The sequence below is a fragment of the Alteromonas mediterranea DE genome, assembly GCF_000020585.3.
Lineage (GTDB): Bacteria > Pseudomonadota > Gammaproteobacteria > Enterobacterales > Alteromonadaceae > Alteromonas > Alteromonas mediterranea.
Map to the genome: position 1 here is coordinate 4062592 of NC_011138.3, position 22354 is coordinate 4084945.

The following is a 22354-nucleotide window of genomic DNA, read 5'->3' on the forward strand; positions in this document are numbered from 1 at the left end:
CTCTCCCAGCGGAGTCAGTCTCTAGAACCCGGCGCAAGCGCCGGGCCATCTCATAACATTACGCGGCGATTGCCGTATTACTTTTCTTCAAGCTCGATGTTGATACCCAACGAGCGAATTTCTTTAAGTAGTACGTTGAATGATTCTGGCATGCCAGGTTCCATTCTGTGGTCGCCATCGACGATGTTCTTGTACATCTTGGTACGGCCGTTAACGTCATCTGACTTAACAGTAAGCATTTCCTGAAGGGTATATGCTGCACCGTATGCTTCAAGTGCCCACACTTCCATCTCACCGAAGCGCTGACCACCAAACTGTGCTTTACCACCAAGAGGCTGCTGTGTAACAAGGCTGTAAGAACCCGTAGAACGCGCGTGCATCTTGTCGTCTACTAAGTGGTTCAGTTTCAGCATGTACATGTAACCAACCGTAACTGGACGCTCAAACTCGCGACCGGTACGACCGTCGAACAATGAAATCTGACCGCTTTCTGGAATATCAGCAAGCTTCAGCATTTCTTTGATTTCAGATTCACGAGCACCATCAAATACTGGTGTTGCAATTGGAACACCCTTACGAAGGTTTTCCGCTAAGCGACGTACTTCGTGGTCTGTGAAGTTATCGATGTCAACTTCTTGGTGATTTTCACCAAGCTCGTACACCTTCTTCAAGAACTCACGCAGTTCAGCCAGCTCACGCTGCTCTTTAATCATGCGATCAATCTTCACACCAAGACCGTGTGCAGCCATACCCAAGTGCGTTTCTAGGATCTGACCGATGTTCATACGAGACGGTACACCTAGTGGGTTAAGAACGATATCTACCGGCGTACCGTTAGCATCGTATGGCATGTCTTCTACAGGCTGGATAGTCGAGATAACACCTTTGTTACCGTGACGACCGGCCATCTTGTCACCCGGTTGGATGTGACGCTTAACCGCAAGGTAAACCTTAACAATCTTAAGTACGCCAGGTGCTAGGTCATCGCCTTGTGTGATCTTACGACGCTTAGTTTCAAACTTCTTATCGAAGTCCGCTTTAATTTCAGCGTGTTGATCAGCGATTTGGTCTAGCTCTAGCTGTGCATCTTCGCTGTTAAGTGCAATTTCAAACCACTTTTCACGCGGTAGGCTGTCAAGCTTAGCTTGGTCAACACCAGCACGTAGAAGCGCAGTTTGTGCACGAGCAAAAATACCGTCTGCAAGAATTTCGAACTCGTCAGTAAGGTCTTTCTTAACCTGACGTAGCTGCATGTCTTCAATTTCAAGCGCGCGCTTATCTTTCTCTACACCGTCACGGGTAAATACTTGAACGTCAATTACGGTACCGTGAACAGAGTTAGGTACACGTAGCGACGTATCTTTAACGTCAGACGCTTTTTCACCGAAGATTGCACGTAGTAGTTTCTCTTCTGGCGTAAGCTGAGTTTCACCTTTAGGCGTTACTTTACCTACTAGGATGTCACCGCCTTTCACTTCCGCACCAATGTAAACAACACCTGATTCATCAAGCTTGCTTAGTGCAGATTCACCCACGTTCGGGATATCAGAAGAAATTTCTTCTGGCCCAAGCTTAGTATCACGAGCGATACAGCTAAGCTCTTGAATGTGGATTGTAGTGAAACGGTCTTCCTGTGCTACACGCTCAGAAATAAGGATTGAATCCTCAAAGTTGTAACCATTCCAAGGCATGAACGCAATACGCATGTTCTGACCAAGTGCAAGGTCACCTAGGTCTGTTGAAGGACCGTCAGCTAGCACGTCACCAGTAACAATCGGGTCGCCAACGCTACAGGTAGGCTTCTGATTGATACAAGTGTTCTGGTTAGAACGCGTGTATTTAGTCAGGTTGTAGATATCGATACCTGCTTCACCTGGAAGCATTTCATCTTCGTCTACTTTAATTACGATACGGCTGGCATCAACATAGTCAACCACACCACCGCGCTTAGCAACTACAGTAACACCTGAGTCAACCGCGATAGTTCTTTCCATACCGGTACCAACTAGCGGCTTATCAGCGCGTAGTGTAGGTACTGCCTGACGTTGCATGTTCGCACCCATAAGTGCACGGTTTGCGTCATCGTGCTCTAGGAACGGAATAATGCTTGCCGCAATTGAAACGATTTGCTGTGGTGAAACGTCCATGTATTTGATGTCTTCAGTCGGCATCAAAGTAGTTTCACCGCGGTGACGACAAGGAATTAGGTCGTCAACCAACTCGCCATTCTCAGTCANCGCAATGTTAGCCTGAGCGATTGCAAATTGACNTTCTTCAATTGCAGATAAATAATCGATTTCGTCTGTTACCACACCGTCAACAATACGACGGAAAGGCGTTTCTAAGAAACCGAAGTCATTGGTACGCGCGAAGCTTGCCAATGAGTTAATTAGACCGATGTTCGGGCCTTCCGGCGTTTCGATTGGACATAGACGACCATAGTGAGTCGGGTGTACGTCTCGAACCTCGAAGCCTGCACGTTCACGTGTAAGACCACCCGGGCCTAATGCAGAAATACGACGCTTGTGCGTTACTTCTGACAACGGGTTGTTTTGGTCCATGAACTGAGAAAGCTGAGATGAACCGAAGAACTCTTTAACCGCAGCCGAGATAGGCTTAGCGTTGATTAGGTCCTGTGGCATTACGTTGTCTAGATCGCCTAAGCTTAGACGCTCTTTAACTGCACGCTCTACACGTACAAGACCAACGCGGAATTGGTTCTCTGCCATTTCACCAACAGAACGGATACGACGGTTACCTAGGTGATCGATATCATCGACTTCGTCTTTACCGTCACGAATCATTATTAGCTGCTTCATTACAGAAATAATGTCTTCTTTATCTAGTGTGCCTGAACCAATAAGTTCTTCACGACCTAAACGGCGGTTGAACTTCATGCGGCCAACAGAAGATAGGTCGTAACGTTCATCTGAGAAGAACAAGTTATCGAACAAGGTTTCTGCTGCGTCTTTTGTTGGTGGCTCACCAGGACGCATCATACGGTAGATTTCAACTAGCGCTTCTAAGCGATTAGTTGAAGAGTCGATACGCAGTGTATCTGAGATATATGAACCGTGATCGAGTTCGTTAATGTAAAGCGTTTCGAACTCTTTGATGCCCGCTTGGCTAAGTGCCGCTAGGTTTTCAAGGGTAAGTTCTTCGTTCGCGCTTACAATAACTTCGCCAGTGTCTTCATTTACGTAAGTAGCGGCGTATACGCGGCCAATTAGGTAATCAGCTGGAACTTCAAGCTCATTAAGACCCGCTTTCTCTAGCGCACGTGTATGACGCGCTGAGATACGACGACCGGTTTCAACAACCACGTTGCCTTCGCCATCGATAATGTCAAATGCAGCCGTTTCACCACGTAGGCGATCTGGCACCACTTCCATCATCAACTTGTCTTTATCAATACGTACATTAACTTTGTCGAAGAAAGTATCTAGGATTTCTTCAGACGTCATTTCAAGTGCGCGTAAAATAATCGTTGCAGGCAACTTACGACGACGGTCGATACGTACAAATAGGTTATCTTTCGGGTCAAACTCAAAGTCTAACCACGAACCACGGTAAGGAATTACACGTGCGTTATATAGCACTTTACCTGACGAGTGGGTTTTACCTTTGTCGTGATCAAAGAATACACCAGGTGAACGGTGTAGCTGTGACACGATAACACGCTCAGTACCATTGATAACGAACGTACCGTTCTCTGTCATCAATGGGATCTCGCCCATGTACACTTCTTGTTCTTTAATATCTTTTACGGTACCTGGGGCAGCGTCTTTATCGAACAACACTAACCGTAGTTTTACTCTTAATGGAGCAGAGAAAGTTACGCCACGAATTTGACATTCTTTAACGTCGAAAACTGGCTCTCCCAGGCGGTAGCTTACATACTGAAGCTCTGAACTACCTGAGTAGCTTTTAATTGGAAAAACGGAACGAAATGCTGCTTCCAAACCGTATTGAGCTTCCGGATCGGTCTCAATAAACTTTTTGAAAGAATCAAGCTGAATTGAAAGAAGGTATGGAATTTCCAATACCTGTGGGCGTTTGCCAAAATCCTTACGGATACGTTTCTTTTCGCTATAAGAGTAAACCATGGGTTCCTCAGCCTGCTGATTTATGACCCAACCTGCTGCAAAATGCTTTAAAACGCGTGCTATGGGCTAAAAGCTGCGTTTCAAATGGCGCACTAAGCAACAAACTTCCACAACCCTTTTTCGGGCAGATACACCAGCATACAACAAAATTTAACCAATTATTAGTTAACTTGTTGGATTTTTATGCTTTTTATGGGTATTTCCGAATGGCGCTTTAAGTAGTGTAACCAAGGGTTAGTTTCTACACACTATACAGCGCAAAAAGGCTGGTGGTTCAAAAAACCACCAGCCTTGCCGTCTCAGGCAATAATCTGACTACGTCAGATTACTTGATTTCTACTTCTGCACCAGCTTCTTCAAGCTCTTTCTTAAGTGCTTCAGCTTCATCTTTGCTTACGCCTTCTTTGATAGCTTTAGGAGCAGACTCAACTACTTCTTTAGCTTCTTTAAGACCTAGGCCAGTCGCGCCGCGAACTGCTTTGATAACTGCAACTTTGTTGCCACCGAATGAAGTCATTACAACGTCGAATTCAGTCTTTTCTTCTGCAGCAGCAGCGTCGCCGCCAGCAGCTGGACCAGCAACAGCAACAGCAGCTGCAGCAGATACGTTGAATTTCTCTTCAGCCGCTTCAATTAGTTCTACCAGTTCCATTACCGGCATTTCAGCGATTGCGTTTAAGATATCTTCTTTAGTTAGAGCCATGTTCTCTAAACTCCTGGGTATAAAATGTTAAAAAAATCAATATGCCAAAAACGCCAATTACTTGGTGTCTTTGACCGCCGCCAATACGCGCACAAACTTGCCAGGAACTTCGTTGATTGTTTGAACGAATTTCCCAACTGGTGCTTTGAAGGTTGCAAGTAGTTTCGCAAGCGCTTCGTCGCGGGTAGGTAGAGCTGCAACTGCGTCCAANTTCTCTNGACCAAGAAGACCACTACCAATTGAAAGTGCAGTAACTTTAAGCTTATCGTTAGTCTTACCGAAGTCTTTGAAAAGACGTGCCGCACCGCCTGGTGCGTCGATAGAGAAACCATAGATAAGCGGACCAGTTAAGGCGCTGTCTAAGTCTGCAAATTGACTGTCTGCTAGAGCACGCTTCGCAAGAGTATTACGTACAACCTTTAGGTATACGCCTTGCTCACGAGCTTTAACACGTAGCTCAGTCAGATCGCTAACTTCCATCCCACGGTATTCAGCAACGGCTACGGATAGAGCGCGAGACGCAACTTCAGAAACTTCTGCTACGATCTCTTTTTTTGCTGCTAAACCTAGTGCCACTGAGTTCACCTCTTTGTATCTGACCTTGTTCGTAGTTACCTACTTACGCGGTCAGGGTTCACAGATTGATACCAACCCTCATGGTCGATACCGCTCTACGGTGTTTGTTACCCCAGAGAGTCTGAGTCAAACCACCGTCTGCGCAGGTTGTTCTATTAAGCAGTGTGTTGACTGTGAAAGTTCTCTTACCTCTTTCACCACACCGCACCTGCGGTCTAGGACGGGAGCTGCTTATTAGCACCGCTAATTTACACAGCTCCAACCCATAACCTTTAAGAGATTTCGATGAGCATTCGCTCAGCGAAATTAAAGACCTACAGAAGCCTTATCAAGAGCAACACCAGCACCCATTGTTGTGCTTAGGCTGATCTTCTTGATGTATGTACCTTTAGCAGAAGAAGGCTTAGCTTTCTTCAATGCTTCAAGTAGCGCTTCAAGGTTTTCTTGAATTTGGTTCGCTTCGAACGCAATCTTACCGATGCTAGCGTGGATGATACCGTTCTTATCGTTACGGTAGCGTACCTGACCAGCTTTAGCGTTCTTAACTGCCGTTGCAACGTCAGGCGTTACAGTGCCAGTTTTAGGGTTAGGCATAAGGCCACGTGGACCTAAGATTTGACCTAGTTGACCAACAACACGCATCGCGTCTGGGCTAGCAACTACTACGTCAAAGTTCATTTCGCCTTTCTTAACTTGCTCAGCTAAGTCGTCCATACCAACGATGTCCGCACCCGCTTCTTTCGCTGCTTCAGCATTTGCACCTTGAGTGAATACTGCAACGCGAACGTCTTTACCAGTACCGTTTGGTAGTACAGTTGCACCACGAACGTTTTGATCAGATTTCTTCGCATCGATACCAAGGTTAACAGATACGTCTACGCTTTCTGCGAACTTAGCTGTTGCTAGTTCTTTAAGAAGCGCTACTGCTTCGTTGATTTCGTATTCTTTAGTAGAGTCAACTTTGTCGCGTACTAGGCGAGCACGTTTAGTTAATTTAGCCATTCGATTAGTCCTCTACGTTCAAGCCCATTGAGCGAGCAGAACCCGCGATAGTGCGTACCGCTGCATCTAGATCAGCTGCAGTAAGGTCTGGCTCTTTAGTTTTAGCGATCTCTTCCAACTGAGCGCGAGTAACAGTACCCACTTTTTCAGTGTTAGGACGGCCAGAACCACTCTTGATGCCCGCTGCTTTCTTAAGCAGGTAAGACGCAGGAGGAGTCTTAGTTTCGAATGTGAAAGAGCGATCTTCGTATACCGTAATTTCTACTGGTACCGGAGCGCCTTTCTCAAGACTTTCTGTTTTCGCGTTGAAAGCCTTACAGAATTCCATGATGTTCACACCGTGCTGACCTAGTGCAGGACCAACCGGTGGACTCGGGTTAGCAGCGCCAGCTGCAACCTGAAGCTTAATAATACCGCTTACTTTTTTAGCCATTTTACATGCTCTCTTGTTTGGGTCTAACGCCTCGCAAATACAGAGATTATTTGCTCAATCGGCTTCCCGTTTCCGTTTAAAAGGGCGCGCATTATATAAGGTGATTAATTACTATGCAAGGGCTATTTAGAATAAAAAACCATCGAAAGGTCAGTATTTTTCATCATGAAAGTGATTCAAAGTTTGGATAGCTTCACACAGGCCGTGCGGAGTCATCTATATTTATCTAAATAAGGATTAATTAACAATGGAAAAACTAACTGAGTTAAACAAAGATGAGATCTCGCAAGTTTCTGGTGCTCTTTGGGCCAATGCTCTAGGCGCACTTGCCGGTGGAATAGGTGGATTCTACGGTGCAATTATAGGTGGTGGACGGAGCGCGACGTTTAGTAGTATCGCTACAGGAACACTTGCCGGAATGGGTGCTGGCGCTTTGAGTCCTGTTAAAGGTTTTAGCTCTCTCGCAACATCTGTAGGCGGAGGTTTGATTTCGGGGGCGATAACAAGTATGGCATCGGAAGTTGAGGATTTAATGACAACAGATGAATGAAGGTCGAGTTTATAATGGTAGATATCCAAGCTGTTTTAATTTGGACCCTATTAGTTTGTGGGACGAACCTAATATTAAAACGTGCGCTAGGTGTAGGGTTTTGGGACTCTTTTAATGAGAGCGATAAGATTTCAGAGAAGACTGCTACAGTGCTACATTTTCTGTTCATATTTCTTTCGCTCATCAGTTGTTACTTCTGGCTTATTTAATTCGAACGAGCCCCTTTGGGGCTTTTTCAAAATTATTGTTCCGGTCAAAGTGCTCTAACACTTATTATTAAATAATAGGTAAAACAAAATTGGGGAATAAATGGGTTTATCACCTTTATCAAGGCTTAACATGGCTTGTGCTATGCTAAGCCTGTTTTCCTTTAGTGCGTTTATTGCAAGTAATAGCCTTTTACTTTTAATCAATTACTCAGGGATTGCAGCGATACTTTGGATCCGGCTATTTAGTTCAAGAGCTCATATAGACCAGTTCGAGCGCTTTAAAATTGCGCGTATAATTGTTACAACTTTCCTATTCGTAACCGCTTTAACTATTGGTTTATTAGTTAGTGAAGATTATAAATGGTGGGTAGTACTGACCGCTTTCATCATATCTTCCCTAAGTTATAGCTTTCCTATCCACCTGAAAAGGCCTAATTAAAACATTAACAGTTATTAGCGAAATGTCGTTCTTAGAGGAAATGGGTTTGCCATAGCTTACACGGCCTGCCTATTTCTATTGCTTTGCTAGTAATCTTTTAAAGAAGAAACTCTATTTGGGTGTTCTGCAAATAAAAGAGCCCCTATGTAGTAGGGGCTCTTTCGAAACTCTTAGGCAGAAAAGGCTTAGCCTTTTTCTACCTGACCAAATTCTAGGTCTACTGGTGTAGAACGACCGAAGATAAGTACCGATACTTTTACGCGGCTCTTTTCGTAGTCTACTTCTTCTACCACACCATTGAAGTCGGCAAATGGACCATCGGTAACGCGAACCACTTCGCCTGGCTCGAACAATGTTTTCGGTCTTGGCTTATCAACGTTTTCTTCAAGACGATTTAGGATAGCGTCTGCTTCTTTCTGCGTAATTGGCATAGGACGGTCAGAGGTGCCGCCGATGAAACCTAGTACGCGAGGTACGCTTTTCACTAAGTGCCATGACTCTTCGGTCATCGCCATTTCTACCAATACATAACCCGGGTAGAACTTACGCTCAGATTTACGCTTTTGACCTGCACGCATTTCAACAACTTCCTCTGTTGGTACTAGTACCTGACCGAAGTAGTCTTCCATGTTGTGCATTTTAATGTATTCAAGCAACGTCTTTTTAACGCGAGCTTCGTATTGCGAATAGGCTTGAACTACGTACCATCTTTTCTTTACTGCTTCTTCTTCAGACATACGTTTATGCTCCTATTCCAGTAATAAAGCCAACTACACGAACGATGATGCCGTCTAGTCCCCATAAAATTAGTGCCATAACTAACGTCGCTGCAAGTACGATAAGGGTAGTTTGGTTCGCTTCTTGACGCGTTGGCCATACTACCTTGCGAACTTCTGTGCGAGACTCTTTAGCAAAGCTCAAGAAGGTACTACCTTTTTCAGTCGTTGCCGCGATAAAACCAGCTATACCAACAACTACAACAATCGCGATGGCACGGTATAGTACCGAAATCTCACCGTACATTGTATTAGCGGTTACTAAACCGGCAAGTAGTGCAAAAACCACTACCCATTTAAACATGTCCAACGCATTGGACTGATTTTCCGTCTTTTCGCTCATGTTACGATCCTAGCACTACAGCGTCGTTGTTTTACGCGCTTTTTGAAGGCGCAATTTAAAATTCGTAGATTAAGTAAATTTGGCAGGGGTGGAGGGACTCGAACCCCCAACCATCGGTTTTGGAGACCGCTGTTCTACCAATTCGAACTACACCCCTGTGGTGTCTAAAAGACAAAATTTACTTACACTGCCCTTGGGAGTTGTGCGTCTTTTCTAAGGAAAGTGCGGTATCGCAAGGGAGGGACGCGTATTATACTTAACCACTTTCAAGATACAAGCGGTTTATCTCTCCCATCTGCGATTGCTTTCCATTTAGAATGCCACCTATTCAACGCCAATAAAACCGCCCGTTTGATGTGCCCATAGCTTGGCATAAATACCGTTGTGTGCGATAAGCTCCGCGTGCGTCCCCTGCTCTACAATACTGCCTTTATCTAGCACCAGAAGCCTGTCCATTTGGGCTATGGTCGATAAACGGTGGGCAATGGCGAGAACCGTTTTGCCTTCCATTACTTTATCTAAGCACGCTTGAATGGCTGCCTCTACCTCTGAATCGAGCGCCGAGGTCGCCTCGTCAAGTACCAACACTGGCGCATCTTTTAACAACACGCGGGCGATAGCAATACGCTGACGTTGACCCCCTGAAAGCTTCACGCCGCGTTCCCCCACATGGGCGTCGTACCCTGTTCTTCCGTAGCTATCGGTAAGGGTAAGAATAAAGTCGTGTGCTTCAGCCTGTTTGGCTGCGCGAATCATATCCTCTTCCGTCGCATCAGTACGGCCATATAAAATATTATCTCTTACCGAACGGTGCATTAGGGAGGTGTCTTGGGTCACCATGCTAATTTTGGCGCGTAGGGTTTCTTGCCCGACGTCGGTAATGTCTTGCCCATCAATAATAATACGGCCGCTTTGGGTGTCGTAAAAACGCATAAGCAAATTAACCAAGGTCGATTTACCCGCCCCAGAGCGCCCTACTAAGCCCACTTTTTCGCCTGGCTTAATGGTCAAGTCTAAATTGGTAAAAACATCAATTGGCTTATCGTCTGCGCCCGAGTATGAGAAGTCCACATCATCAAACTTGATACCACCACCGTTGACTTGTAACGCGTCGGCCTTAGGCTTGTCTTTTACGGCGATAGGTTGTGCTAAGGTATTCATGCCGTCCTGCACTGTGCCTAAGTTTTCAAATAGCCCAGAGACTTCCCACATCACCCAATGCGACATACCGTTCAGTCGTAAACAAAGGCTAATAGCAATAGCAATGTCACCAGGGCTTGCGATATTTTCCATCCATAGATACACAGATAATGCACCTATGGTAAAAATGAGAATAGCGTTAGCCATTTCCACACAGAATTCTAATACCGTCACTAAACGCATTTGCGGGTAAACGGTTTGCAGAAAACCATCCATGCTTTCTTTGGCATAGTCGGCCTCTCGGCGGCTATGAGAAAACAGTTTGACGGTAGTGATATTGGTGTAGCTATCCACAATACGCCCTGTCATTAGCGAGCGTGCATCGGCCTGCTTTTGAGACACTTCTTTTAGTTTGGGTACCAATACCTTCAAAATACCAATATAGACAAAAAACCATACAATAAGCGGCATGGCTAAACGCCAGTCTGTACTAAAAATGAGTACCACCATCGAGATAAAGTACACGCTGATATACACCAACAGGTCGAGTACCTTGGTCACGGTTTCTCGCACCGATAGCGCGGTTTGCATGACTTTGGTGGCCACACGCCCTGCAAATTCATCGTGAAAGAAGGTTAAGCTTTGCCCCAGTAAATACCGATGGGCTTGCCATCTAATTCGCATGGGGTAGTTACCCATTAAAGACTGACGGGAAAATAGGGAGCGAAGCAATATAAACAGGGGAATAAGAACAAGTACCGTAACCCCCATCCCAATAAGCGTAAACTTTTGGTCAGCCAAAAATGTCTCGCGATTTTGCTCGGAAAACCAGTCTACCAGCTGCCCTAGAAAGCCAAACAGTGCCACTTCTAGCATGGCAACGATTGCACTGAGCACGGAAACAGTAAGGATCACGCCCCACATGCCTTGAGTATAATACTTACAAAAAGCCACTAAGCCCTTCGGCGGTTGACTAGGAGACGTATCAGGAAAAGGCTGGGTAAGCTTTTCGAAAAATGAAAACATGTAGAACTCGATTTTAATTCAATGACAGAGCACGTTTACGTATGCCCAAAAATGCTGGGGCACAATTCTACACGATATAAGAGAAGGTGTTGAACTTTGCGGCGTATTTTCACCGCAAAGCCGGTTTAAAATCGCTTAATATTTATCGATATTGCAAGAACTCCGCGATAAAAAAGTTTTGCATCGGCCCATTTTACGCTGCACGCCCCATACGGATAAAGGCGGACAACGTGGCAAAAGGCTAACTAGGGTTTAATTCAGTCTTCATAACCCAGCTTAGCAAGAATACTTTCTACTTTTTCTGAATGTTCGGCTTGCCATTGTTCAAGAGACATTGCGCTATCTTTGTCTGCGCGTTGTCTTGCTATTTCAAACGCGCCAAGTGCTTCTGCCTGCGGTATAACCGCAATCCCCTCTTCATCTGCAACAATAATATCTCCCCCTTCCACGGTTACGCCACCGCAAGATATTGTCTGATTAAGTGGCGAGATACATTTTTTCGCTCCCGGCTTAGGCACAACACCACGCGCAAAAACTGGAAACGCATTGTCCCGTGTTTCAGCAATATCGCGAATGACGCCATCGATAACAAAACCTTTTATTCCGCGAGATTGCGCAATAGCACATACATTACCACCGGCCACAGCAAACTCATCGTCGGCTTCCACCACAATAATATCACCAGGACTTGCGCGATAGATGGCCGCATGCAGCATAAGGTGATCACCGGGCTCACACTTTACAGTGAATGCCGGCCCTGCAATGCGAGGCATATCTTCCCACAAAGGTTTTATCGCGTAATGCATGAACTGATTCCTTGGCAGCGCGTCGGCGTACTCGCAAGGTGATACGCTATCAAAAGGGGTATTGTGTAACTCCATAGCCGTTCCTTGAATGTTGTGATGAGGTCAGAACAAAAACACTATAGCGAATTTAGCCTTACAAGTTGTTACAAGCTGTGTATTTTCACTATAAACACTTTTTCTATTACCACCGCCATGCTAAAAGTTAGCGAGAAAAAACAAAAAGCGTGTCCGTATCACTTTTGCTTTTCAGCAGAAGAAATAAAACGGGTTTCATCACACGCTAAGAACAATAAGCAGCGTTAATAACTGCTTAATAGAATTAAAAAAGGAAGCCCCATATGTTACGTAGCGTTTTAAGCTTAAGCGTGGCACTGGCCTTAACAGCTTGTAGCCCACAAAATTCATCAACAGAACAACAGTCACAAAGCGCGGCCACTGAAGAAGCCCAACAACAGCTTTCATCAGGTGTCATAAAAGAGAATATGGACCTGTCTGTTGACCCAGGTGATGACTTTTTCCGCTACGTAAACGGTAACTGGTTTGATAATTTTGAAATACCAGCAGATAAATCTAGCTATGGCGCGTTCGTTATTCTTCGCGACGAAGCGCAAGATCACGTTATGGATATCATTAAGTCCTCAGCCGAAGGCGACTTTAAAGCCGGAAGCGATGAGCAAAAAGTGGGTGACTTTTACCGTGCTTATATGGACATGGAAACGCGTAATGAGCTGGGTACCACGCCCCTTAAGCCAGAGCTTGCAAAAATAGACACCATTGAAGACTACACAGATTTGGCTGAATATTTTGCCTATGCGGCACGCTATGGATATGGTACACCCTTTAGCCTTACCCAGTACCCAGACCTTAAATCGCCAAAAGAATATCTAATGTATACATGGCAATCGGGCTTAGGGCTGCCCGAACGTGAGTACTATTTTGACGATGATGAATCATCACAAACTATCCGTGATGCCTACGTTAAACATATCCAAACCATGTTTGAATTAGCCGGTTTCGAAGCGCCTAAAGAAAGCGCTGATATGCTTTTCGCACTTGAGACTAAAATAGCTCAACTGCACATGAAAAAAGAGCAAGCCCGTAACTTTGCCGCCAACTACAATAAGCTAACCATTGAAGAGCTAAAAGCATTAATGCCTAAGTTCGACTGGGACGCTTATCTTGCCGAAGCTGACGTTAGCGACATTCCTTCATTAGGTATCTTGCAAAAAGACTATATGCAAAACATTGATGGTGTTATTGCAGAAACGTCGCTAAAAGATTGGAAGACCTTCCTTAAATGGGGCCTATTGAATGCTTCGGCCGGTCGCCTAAGCGCTGAATTAGATGAAGCAAACTTCAACTTTTACAGCAAAGTACTTCGCGGCGTAGAAGAACAGCAGCCACAGTGGCGCCGAGCGGTGAGTCTATCAAATGCCCACGTGGGCGAGCTTATTGGTAAGGTTTATGTGAAGCAGCATTTTCCACCAGCCGCGAAAGAACGCATGATGGAAATGGTAAATAACCTGATCTTGGCGTACAAAGAAAGTATTGAAAACCTTGACTGGATGACGGATGAAACCCGTGCCCAAGCCTTAGATAAGCTATCTAAGTTTACCGTAAAAATTGGTTACCCAGACCAGTGGAGAGATTATTCAGCCCTTACGGTTAAAGCCGGCGACTTGTTCGGAAACCTTAAGCGTTCTTCAGATGTACTTTACGAAGAAATGCTTAAGAAACAAGGCGGCCCAGTGTGGACCCATGAATGGGGAATGACACCGCAAACGGTTAATGCTTACTACAACCCGCCGCTAAACGAGATTGTATTTCCAGCCGCTATCCTTCAACCTCCGTTTTTCGATATGAACGCCGAAGATGCCGTTAACTACGGCGGTATTGGCGCGGTTATTGGTCACGAAATTGGTCACGGCTTCGACGATTCAGGCTCAACGTTCGACGGTGATGGCGTACTTAGAAACTGGTGGACTGATGAAGATCGCGGCGAGTTTGAAGCACGTACAGCAAACTTGGTTGAACAGTACAACCAATTTGAAGTTTTGCCTGATTTACACGTAAACGGTGAATATACGCTCGGTGAAAACATTGGCGACCTTGGCGGTATCAGTATCGCTTTAAAAGCTTATCATTTGTCGCTTGATGGTGAAAAAGCCCCTGAACTAGACGGCTTCACTGGCGACCAGCGTGTTTTCATTGGTTATGGACAAGTGTGGGCCAGCAAATACCGTGAGGAAGCCTTGCGCAGCCAAGTACAAACCGATACCCATTCACCTACGAAGTTCCGCACTAACGGTGCTGTTCGCAACGTACCTGAATTCTACGAAGCGTTTAACGTGACCGAAGACGATGCGTTGTATTTACCACCCGAAGAACGCGTGAAAATTTGGTAAGTCGAGCTGATTGAGTAGCGCACATAAAACACAATAGCTAAAGCCCCACGTTTGGTTCACCAAACTGGGGCTTTTTTTGTTGGGTAACGATAATAAAGTAGTAATAATTTACTGCGGCGCACGATACTGCTCAATGCCAACGCTTATTCATGCATTTTCACTGGCCAAGAGCCTGCGGCATTAATGAGACAATGAGGCTAAGACCTCAAGCGCTAAATCAACGTTTTCGAAAGGCACAAAAATGTGGTCGTGGTAATAAGCGGCTACCACATTGGCACTAATCCCCGCTTTTCCCAACGCCGAAGACATCGCTGCTGTCATCCCTACGGCTTCTAAACTTGAGTGCACTTCACAGGTTATACACCAATAACACCCTTCAAATTGCAGTTCCGCTTGCTTAGCTGCAGCTAACGGCAAGATAAGCGTAGTGCCCTCTCGTTCTTGAAACATGCCCTTCGCCGCTGAAACAAGCGTATTGGTCAACTTGTTAGCTGGTAAGGTCGTGAAAACATAATTTTCACTACTCGCTACAGGGTTTAAGTTTTTCAATAACACAGTCAAGTCTGTTTCAGCGACCATAAGCACCTTGCCTTTTTAAAGTTGTCTTGCAGTCTTTAAAGCTTTCTTGCTCTAATACGCTTTCCTTTAATTTTGCCCTCTCTGAACTGCGTCATGGCTTTTTTCACGCTTCGCGTTTTCACCGCTACAAAACTCATGCTGTTCTGAACTTTAATTTTACCTAGGTCATCGCCGGGAATACCCGCATCTTTGGTCAACGCTCCGACTAAGTCACCAGGACGAAGCTTTTCTTTTTTACCGGCACTCAATGAAATACAAGTAAACTCGGGCTGGGTAATTTTGTTTTTATGAAAGCGTAGGCTTTGCGCCCCTTTTAGCGGAATATCACTTTCCTGTAGCACTTCTATTTTTCTTAGGAAATGCTCCTCTTCCTCACTTACCAGCGTTATGGCCATGCCTTTCGCCCCAGCTCGCGCTGTACGTCCTATACGGTGAATATGGGTTTCGGGCTCTTCGCTTACAGTGTAATTGATAACACAGGCAACATCGTCGATATCTAGTCCGCGAGCGGCTACATCGGTGGCAACTAGCACTTGCAGTGAGTCGCTGGCAAACTGCATTAACACTGAGGTTCTTTGGTGCTGCTCCATATCTCCCTGAAGCCCTTTAGCGCTAAAACCGTCTTCTATCAGTTCATCAACTACGTCATTTACCTGCGTTTTACGATTACAGAAAACAATGGCATTTTTAGGCTGATATTCCGTTAACACCGCTTTTAGTGCCTGCGTGCGGGTATGAGGCAGTACGTTGTATCCCAGCTGAGTGATGGCAGGCTTATTCTCTTGAGACTCAACTTTGCAGGTTACCGGATTGTGCAGATATTGCTTAGCCACACGCTCTATTTGTTCAGTGAAAGTGGCAGAAAACAGCAGGGTTTGCACCTGCTTTGGCGTTTGACCAAAGATAATGCGTAGGTCATCCTCAAAGCCCATATCTAACATGCGATCGGCTTCATCTAACACACGCAGTTTTACATTACGCAAATCTATACGGCGTTTTTCAACGTGATCCATTACGCGACCCGGCGTACCTACAATAATATGAGGACTATGTTTGAGAGACTGAATCTGCGGCCCCATCGGCTGACCACCACACAAGGTTGTCACCTTGATGTTACCTATATCTTTCGCCGCAGAGCGACACTGCTGCGCGACTTGTTCTGCAAGCTCACGAGTTGGGCACAACATTATCGCCTGAGTTGAGAAGTCATTAACTTCAATTTTTTCAAGCGCGGGAATTACGAAACAAAGCGTTTTACCACTCCCGGTTTGCGCTTGACCAATCACATCTTTGCCCTGTAGAGCGTCGGGAAGCGATTGGGCTTGAATAGGAGAAAGCTGGTGAATGCCTTGTGAGTCCAATGCCTTTGTGATGGCGGGATTTATATCTAATTGCTTTACTGTTTCAACTGTCATTAATTTGGGTTCCAAAGGTGCACTTCATCCTGTTCGGTATGATGAACCTAGCGGTGTGGGTATAAAAGAGGGTTTATGCCCTAGTGGAGAGGTTCCCTAAGGCACGTGAAAAGACCAGAACTATGCTTGAAATGCCTTTTCTAATTTCCACTGTAGGGTTTGCCCCGCAAAAAATGGAACCATATCGGTGCCATCAGCTAAGGTTACTTGTTCAGGCACTGTCCACGATTCTTTAACTAACGTCATTGTAGTCGTATTTCGCGCTAAACCATAAAAATCTGCGCCATAATGGCTCGCAAAACCTTCTAGCTTATCTATTGCGCCTAGTTGCTCAAACACTTCGGCATAAAGCTCAATGGCCGACCATGCGCTGTAACAGCCTGCACATCCGCAAGCATTCTCTTTTTTGTGCTTCGCGTGCGGCGCTGAATCTGTACCTAAAAAGAATTTTTTATTGCCGCTTGCCACCATGTCGCGCAGCGCTTGTTGATGGGTATTGCGCTTAAGCACAGGTAAGCAGTAATTGTGCGGGCGTACGCCGCCAACTAATAAGTCGTTGCGATTTAAAAGCAAATGCTGCGGTGTAATGGTTGCCCCCACATATTCGCTCGCACCCGCCACAAAGCTTGCTGCATCAGCCGTTGTAATATGCTCAAACACCACTTTCAGCTTCGGGAATGCCTCAACAATAGGCGCTAAATGCGTATCGATAAACACTTTCTCACGGTCAAAAATATCAATGTGATGTTCGGTCACTTCACCGTGAATAAGTAACAACAAGCCTTGTTCTTGCATGGCTTGAAACACAGGGTATAAAGCCTGAATACCTTTTACAGCGGCATCTGAGTTTGTGGTGGCGCCTGCTGGATAAAGCTTACACGCGGTAACGCCTGCCTGTTTTGCATCAATAATATCCTGCGGCGTGGTTTGATTCGTAAGAAACAGCGTCATAAGTGGCTCAAAGCTGCTCCCGTTTGGACGAGCCGCTTCAATACGCGACTTATAAGCCATTGCCATTTCGGCATTGACCACCGGCGGTACAAGGTTTGGCATAACAATAGCGCGCTGAAAACAACGCGCAGTCGCAGGGACCGTCTCTGCCAGCATTTCGTTATCGCGAAAGTGAAGGTGCCAGTCATCTGGCGTAGTAATGGTGAGGGTTTGCATGCCGAGTCTCTCTTAGTACCTAATCAAACAGCGTCTATGCGCGCAATAATAACACAATTAACTTATTGCGCGCAGAACAACTCGACTGAAAAAGCGCTATGCGTCTACTTGCCCATGCTCTACCCATATCAGCTTGCTTACGTCATATCCAGCCGCCGTGGCTTTCTCTAGTAGCTGAGCGCGAACGTTCTTCGATATTGAAGGCGTGCGCGCTAAAATCCACAAGTAATCTTTGTCAGGCCCAGTTATCAGTGCGTACTGATAGTCTTCTTTGTCTAGTTCCATAATGACGTAACTGGCGTAAAAGGGGCCAAAAAACGACACTTTAAGGTGCCCCGTTGAAGCTGACTCTACAAAGTATGCTTTGCCCTCGGCTTCATCCCATGTGCCGGCTTCTTTTGAATACCCACGATTGATAACCTTAACGCCCCCGTCGTCGCGCATGCTATAGGTTGCAGTGACTTCTGTTAATCCTTCTTCAAAGCTATGGTCAAACCGGGCTATTTCATACCATTCCCCCAGATACCGAGGTAGTTCGAAGCCTTGAATGGGTTTAACTTTATCAGGTACGCCTGTGCACCCCGATAAGCCGGCAAGCAAAACGCTCATTAAGAACCCGACACCGATTTTCTTAAACATACACACTCTCCACTGCGATATAATACGGTTATAAACTGATAACGCTAAATTACCTGTTGTGATCTAAAACAATTTTACTGCACCATAAACACTTAGGTTAGCTGTCGAAGTACGAAATAAACTCATCTAATCTCGCTTCTATTATGGGATAGCCCATATTACATTGCCTAATATATTGGCAATGAGTGAATACGGGTACTAAGTGAGCTTAACGTCTTATCCATTTGCTGCCGTCTTACAAGGAGGAGAACAAATGAATGAACATTTCCCACATGCAAGCCGCTTGATTTATGGATGCATGGGCTTAGGGGGCGGTTGGAATAATTCGCCAGTTACTGAAGCCGATATTACACAAGCACGCTCGGTCATAGACACGGTTTTAGACCTCAACATCAACGTTTTTGACCACGCTGACATTTATACATTTGGAAAAGCAGAAATCGCTTTTGGCGAAGCGTTAAAAGCTGCACCTAGTTTAAGAGATAACATGATTATCCAATCTAAGTGTGCAATACGTTTTGACGATGATTTGGGACCAAAGCGCTACGATTTTTCGGCCAACCATATCCATAACTCTGTAGAGGGTATTCTTACCCGGCTTGGCATTGAGCAATTAGATACGTTGCTACTTCACCGTCCAGACCCTCTTATGGAGTTAGAAGAGGTGGCGGGCACACTTCAGCTACTTCAACAACAAGGGAAGATTAAGCACGTGGGCGTTTCGAACATGCACGGACACCAGATTAACTACCTTCAGTCTGCGCTCTCTACTCCTATTGTTGCCAATCAATTAGAGATGAGCCTTGGCTTTAGAGATTGGCTTGAGGATGGCATTACTACCAACAGCGCTGCTAACCGTAATACGGGTTATGCGCCAGGGACGCTTGAGTACTGCATGCTGAACAACGTACAACTTCAAGCATGGGGTAGCTTAGCCCAAGGAAAGTACACAGGTGCAAAGACAGAAAACAGCGAAGAACGTGCAACCGCTGACCTTGTTGCTCAACTTGCAAGTGAATACCAAACGACGGCCGAAGCGATTGTCTTATCGTGGCTTATGCGACACCCTGCTAACATTGCGCCGGTTTTAGGCAGTACCAATATCGAAAGAATTAAGGCGAGTCAAAAAGCCGTAGATGTTCATCTTAGCCGCGAACACTGGTACAAATTATTTGAAGTAGCGCGCGGACAAGAGATGCCGTAAACCTAAATACGCATATTAAAGGATAAAAAATATGTTAAAAGGCTTTCACCATGTGGCCGTAATATGTAGCGACTATCCCCGCTCGAAAGCGTTTTACACCGACGTACTTGGCTTTACGGTAATTGATGAAAATTATCGAGAAGCCAGGCAGTCTTATAAGTGCGACCTTGCATTACCTGACGGTAGTCAGATTGAACTATTTTCGTTCCCTGATGCGCCTAAAAGACCATCTCGCCCTGAGGCTCAGGGCTTAAGACACCTCGCGTTTAAAGTCGATGCGCTTGATGAAGTGATTCATCAACTAACGAGTAAAGGGGTGGAATGTGAGCCCGTACGCACGGACGAATATACCCAAAAGCGCTTTACGTTTTTCCAGGACCCGGACGGTCTGCCATTAGAGCTTTACGAACTTTAAGTGGCTACAGGTAGAGGTAATAAAATGCCGAAAAACATCAACTGTTCATTCGGCACTTTATTAATGATTGAACGCGTTTAACGCGCGGTTAATACGAAACTAGTCGAGCATTCTCACTTCTCGCTGCGGGAATGGAATATCTATACCGTGCTGTTGCAGCGCATTAAAGACGGCCCGATTTAACGCATAACGGACTTCAAAATGTCTCACTGCGGGCGCCCATACCCGCACTCCGAAGTTAATACTGCTATCGCCAAAATTATCTACGCCTATTGCCGGTGACTTTTCTGCACTAATGCCTTCTACTTGTTCAACAGCGGCGCGAATTACCTTTATGACATCATCTACATTGCTTGAATATGCTACGCCAATCTCAAGCTCTATCAGCATGTTTTCTGCCGAGTTGTGAAGAATCTCTCCCACAATTAATTTGTTGGGAATTTGAATGTGCACGTTATCTTCATCGATAAGGATGGTATAGGGCAGCATGACTTGGTCGACCACGCCTGCAACACCGCGAACCCGAATGGTATCTCCAATAACGAAGGGACGGGTAATAATAATGGTAAAGCCCGCAGCGTAGTTTGCTAGCATGCCTTGAATGGCTAATCCCGCGCCTAAACCGATAGCACCTAATGCGGCGATGAGCGGCGTTACGCTGATCCCCACATTGCCAAGTGCAATTATGATAACGATACCCAATACCGCCAACTTGCACACCCCGCCGGTAAAACGGCTTAGCGTGACGTCGATATTTCTATTGACCATCAGGTTTTCAACCACATGGCCTATTTTATTAGCTACCCACCAGCCAATAAGAAAAATGATGATGGCACCCACAATTTGAAAACTGTAGGTCACGGCAAATTCTACCAGGGTGTCGTAGAGTGCCTGCGCTTGTTTTAATTCATCCATTGAGCGTTATTACGAATGTGAGATGTGAATATTTGAAGCTTAAACAACAACGTGGGGAAAAACCAGTGCCGGTAGCAAGACCGGCACGTGTGAATGTAGGGCTGATAAGCCGATTAAGAAAGGTGTTAGCTAATAGTGAATTTAATTAGCGTATTCGCTTGCTTCAATCTCAGCCAGACGCTCTTTCGTCGGGTTTTTAACATAGTTGTATACCAACCCAACAAATAGCAGCGCAGCAAAGCCTGTCGCCACCATGAATCCGTATTTAGCATCTCCGCCATTCGCGTCACTTACCAAGCCCATGATGAAGGGCCCTGCCGCTGCGCCCGCAGCAGTAAAGAACAAAATTACGCCTGCGACACTACCGTGTTGATGCTTAGGGAAACAGCTTATTCCTTTGGAATTAAAGGTGGGGTAAATAACCGACATAAAGATACCCGTTAGTGGGAATAAGAATAACGCTAGCTGTTTGCCGCCCCATAGCCCTAAACCAAAGCACAATACTATCGCCCCAGTAAATAACATAAGAACCAGTGACCAGTTAAAGTGAGACATCATCCAAATGCCCACAAATCGCCCCGCCGCTCTAAGAATAAAAAAGGCAGTGACTGAATATATTGCCAAGGTTTGTGAGAAACCTTCTGTGTAACAATCGTAAGTTGCTTTCAATGTGGTGGCATCACACACCAGATAGCTTGGCATCCACACATAAATTGCACTTTCCGCCGCAACATATAAAAACGCCCCTATCGAAAAGCCTAATGCATAGGGGTTTTTTACTAACTTAAGGCTTTGGGCAATCGATACTTTTTTCTCGCCCGACTCTGTGTGTCGAGAATAGTCGGGGTACTTAACAAGTAAAGCGCCAATAATAAGTACCGTACAAACGCCACCTGCAATCACATAAAGCCACTGCCACGCTACGCCTTGGTGGATAAGATAAGCAACGATAAGTGGACCAATAATCGCACCCACACCAAAAAATGCCTCGGCTCCATTCATTGTTGCAGTATGTTGTTTAGTGGATGAAGATATATCACCAATTAATGCAAGGGCGCCGGTTTTAAATATGCCAACGGCAACGCCAGAAAGGCTCATTAAACTAACAATCAGCATGAAATCGTTAGCAATTAGGAAGCTATAACAAGCAAGCCCAAAGAGCGCGAGGCCGATAATAATGGTCGGTTTACGTCCTAACTTGTCAGCTAGAAAGCCTAGGAACAACCCAGATAATGCTATACCCAGCATTGGTAAAGAGTGCATTAAGCTGGCCTGTGCATTGGTGACAGAAAAAGCCACTTTCACTTCTTTAATAATCTCACCTACAGAATCTGACGTCATGGCAAACATCATAAACATTAGGTAGGTCAACCATCTGATAATTCTGCTACTAGGATCATGATTGGGCATAGTCTGTCTCACAAATGCTGTGTTAGAGGTTTTACTTAACCTCGCTAAACTTCTTAAAAATACATCAGCTACCGCTAGTATTCATTAGGCTTAAGA

At 45.4% G+C, this 22354-nt stretch carries 19 protein-coding genes and 1 tRNA gene; 4 read left to right on the forward strand and 16 right to left on the reverse strand.

Going from position 1 to position 22354, the window contains the following annotated elements; translation table 11 throughout:
* Positions 1-77: 77 nt before the first annotated feature.
* From rpoB to rplK, 5 genes are all read right to left on the reverse strand, one after another.
* On the reverse strand, positions 78-4106 hold the full coding sequence (gene rpoB / locus MADE_RS17990; protein WP_023559944.1) for a DNA-directed RNA polymerase subunit beta: 4029 nt from the start codon (positions 4104-4106) through the stop codon (positions 78-80).
* Between the two features lie 325 nt (positions 4107-4431).
* Positions 4432-4809: a 50S ribosomal protein L7/L12 gene (rplL, locus tag MADE_RS17995; RefSeq protein ID WP_015068303.1), complete on the reverse strand. Its 378-nt coding sequence runs from the start codon at positions 4807-4809 to the stop codon at positions 4432-4434.
* A gap of 57 nt (positions 4810-4866) precedes the next feature.
* Complete coding sequence (rplJ, locus tag MADE_RS18000) at positions 4867-5385, reverse strand: 50S ribosomal protein L10 (RefSeq protein WP_023559945.1); 519 nt, start codon at positions 5383-5385, stop codon at positions 4867-4869.
* A 306-nt stretch (positions 5386-5691) separates the two neighbouring features.
* Positions 5692-6387 carry a 50S ribosomal protein L1 gene (gene rplA / locus MADE_RS18005; RefSeq protein ID WP_020744434.1) on the reverse strand — a complete coding sequence of 232 codons (696 nt, stop codon included), beginning with the start codon at positions 6385-6387 and terminating at the stop codon, positions 5692-5694.
* A gap of 4 nt (positions 6388-6391) precedes the next feature.
* On the reverse strand, positions 6392-6820 hold the full coding sequence (rplK, locus tag MADE_RS18010; RefSeq protein WP_015068306.1) for a 50S ribosomal protein L11: 429 nt from the start codon (positions 6818-6820) through the stop codon (positions 6392-6394).
* A gap of 247 nt (positions 6821-7067) precedes the next feature.
* Here rplK and MADE_RS18015 point away from each other — a divergent pair, with 247 nt between their 5' ends.
* A complete protein-coding gene (locus tag MADE_RS18015; RefSeq protein ID WP_020744435.1) occupies positions 7068-7370 on the forward strand; it encodes a hypothetical protein in 303 nt (100 codons plus the stop codon).
* An 833-nt stretch (positions 7371-8203) separates the two neighbouring features.
* Here the strand turns inward: MADE_RS18015 and nusG are convergent.
* From nusG to MADE_RS18050, 5 genes are all read right to left on the reverse strand, one after another.
* Complete coding sequence (gene nusG / locus MADE_RS18030; protein WP_015068310.1) at positions 8204-8755, reverse strand: transcription termination/antitermination protein NusG; 552 nt, start codon at positions 8753-8755, stop codon at positions 8204-8206.
* 4 nt (positions 8756-8759) lie between these two features.
* Positions 8760-9137, reverse strand: coding sequence for a preprotein translocase subunit SecE (gene secE, locus MADE_RS18035; protein WP_020744440.1), 378 nt, complete (start codon positions 9135-9137; stop codon positions 8760-8762).
* A gap of 80 nt (positions 9138-9217) precedes the next feature.
* Positions 9218-9294 (reverse strand) — tRNA-Trp (locus tag MADE_RS18040).
* Positions 9295-9461: 167 nt separating this feature from the next.
* Positions 9462-11303, reverse strand: a complete 1842-nt coding sequence (locus MADE_RS18045) for an ABC transporter ATP-binding protein (protein WP_020744441.1) — start codon at positions 11301-11303, stop codon at positions 9462-9464.
* Positions 11304-11560: 257 nt separating this feature from the next.
* Complete coding sequence (locus tag MADE_RS18050; protein WP_020746731.1) at positions 11561-12184, reverse strand: RraA family protein; 624 nt, start codon at positions 12182-12184, stop codon at positions 11561-11563.
* Positions 12185-12447: 263 nt separating this feature from the next.
* On the opposite strand from MADE_RS18050, the gene MADE_RS18055 reads away from it, so the two are divergent.
* Positions 12448-14514 (forward strand): M13 family metallopeptidase, encoded by a 2067-nt coding sequence (locus MADE_RS18055; protein WP_023559947.1) that lies wholly within the window; start codon positions 12448-12450, stop codon positions 14512-14514.
* A gap of 180 nt (positions 14515-14694) precedes the next feature.
* Here the strand turns inward: MADE_RS18055 and MADE_RS18060 are convergent, their stop codons facing one another.
* From MADE_RS18060 to MADE_RS18075, 4 genes are all read right to left on the reverse strand, one after another.
* On the reverse strand, positions 14695-15093 hold the full coding sequence (locus MADE_RS18060; RefSeq protein WP_023559948.1) for an ACT domain-containing protein: 399 nt from the start codon (positions 15091-15093) through the stop codon (positions 14695-14697).
* A 35-nt stretch (positions 15094-15128) separates the two neighbouring features.
* The gene (gene dbpA, locus MADE_RS18065; RefSeq protein ID WP_023559949.1) at positions 15129-16508 is read right to left on the reverse strand and encodes an ATP-dependent RNA helicase DbpA; all 1380 of its coding nucleotides are present in this window, start codon (positions 16506-16508) and stop codon (positions 15129-15131) included.
* 120 nt (positions 16509-16628) lie between these two features.
* Entirely contained in the window at positions 16629-17675 is a 1047-nt protein-coding gene (gene pyrC / locus MADE_RS18070; RefSeq protein ID WP_020746733.1) for a dihydroorotase, read from the reverse strand.
* Between the two features lie 96 nt (positions 17676-17771).
* A complete protein-coding gene (locus MADE_RS18075; protein WP_020744445.1) occupies positions 17772-18314 on the reverse strand; it encodes a lipocalin family protein in 543 nt (180 codons plus the stop codon).
* Positions 18315-18567: 253 nt separating this feature from the next.
* Here MADE_RS18075 and MADE_RS18080 point away from each other — a divergent pair, with 253 nt between their 5' ends.
* Together MADE_RS18080 and gloA2 are read left to right on the forward strand one after the other, a co-directional pair.
* The gene (locus MADE_RS18080) at positions 18568-19518 is read left to right on the forward strand and encodes an aldo/keto reductase (protein WP_020744446.1); all 951 of its coding nucleotides are present in this window, start codon (positions 18568-18570) and stop codon (positions 19516-19518) included.
* A gap of 31 nt (positions 19519-19549) precedes the next feature.
* Positions 19550-19933, forward strand: coding sequence for an SMU1112c/YaeR family gloxylase I-like metalloprotein (gene gloA2 / locus MADE_RS18085; RefSeq protein WP_015068319.1), 384 nt, complete (start codon positions 19550-19552; stop codon positions 19931-19933).
* 99 nt (positions 19934-20032) lie between these two features.
* Here the strand turns inward: gloA2 and MADE_RS18090 are convergent, their stop codons facing one another.
* Positions 20033-20848 (reverse strand): mechanosensitive ion channel family protein, encoded by an 816-nt coding sequence (locus MADE_RS18090; protein ID WP_020744447.1) that lies wholly within the window; start codon positions 20846-20848, stop codon positions 20033-20035.
* Positions 20849-20989: 141 nt separating this feature from the next.
* Entirely contained in the window at positions 20990-22207 is a 1218-nt protein-coding gene (locus MADE_RS18095) for an MFS transporter (RefSeq protein ID WP_020744448.1), read from the reverse strand.
* Positions 22208-22354 lie beyond the last annotated feature (147 nt).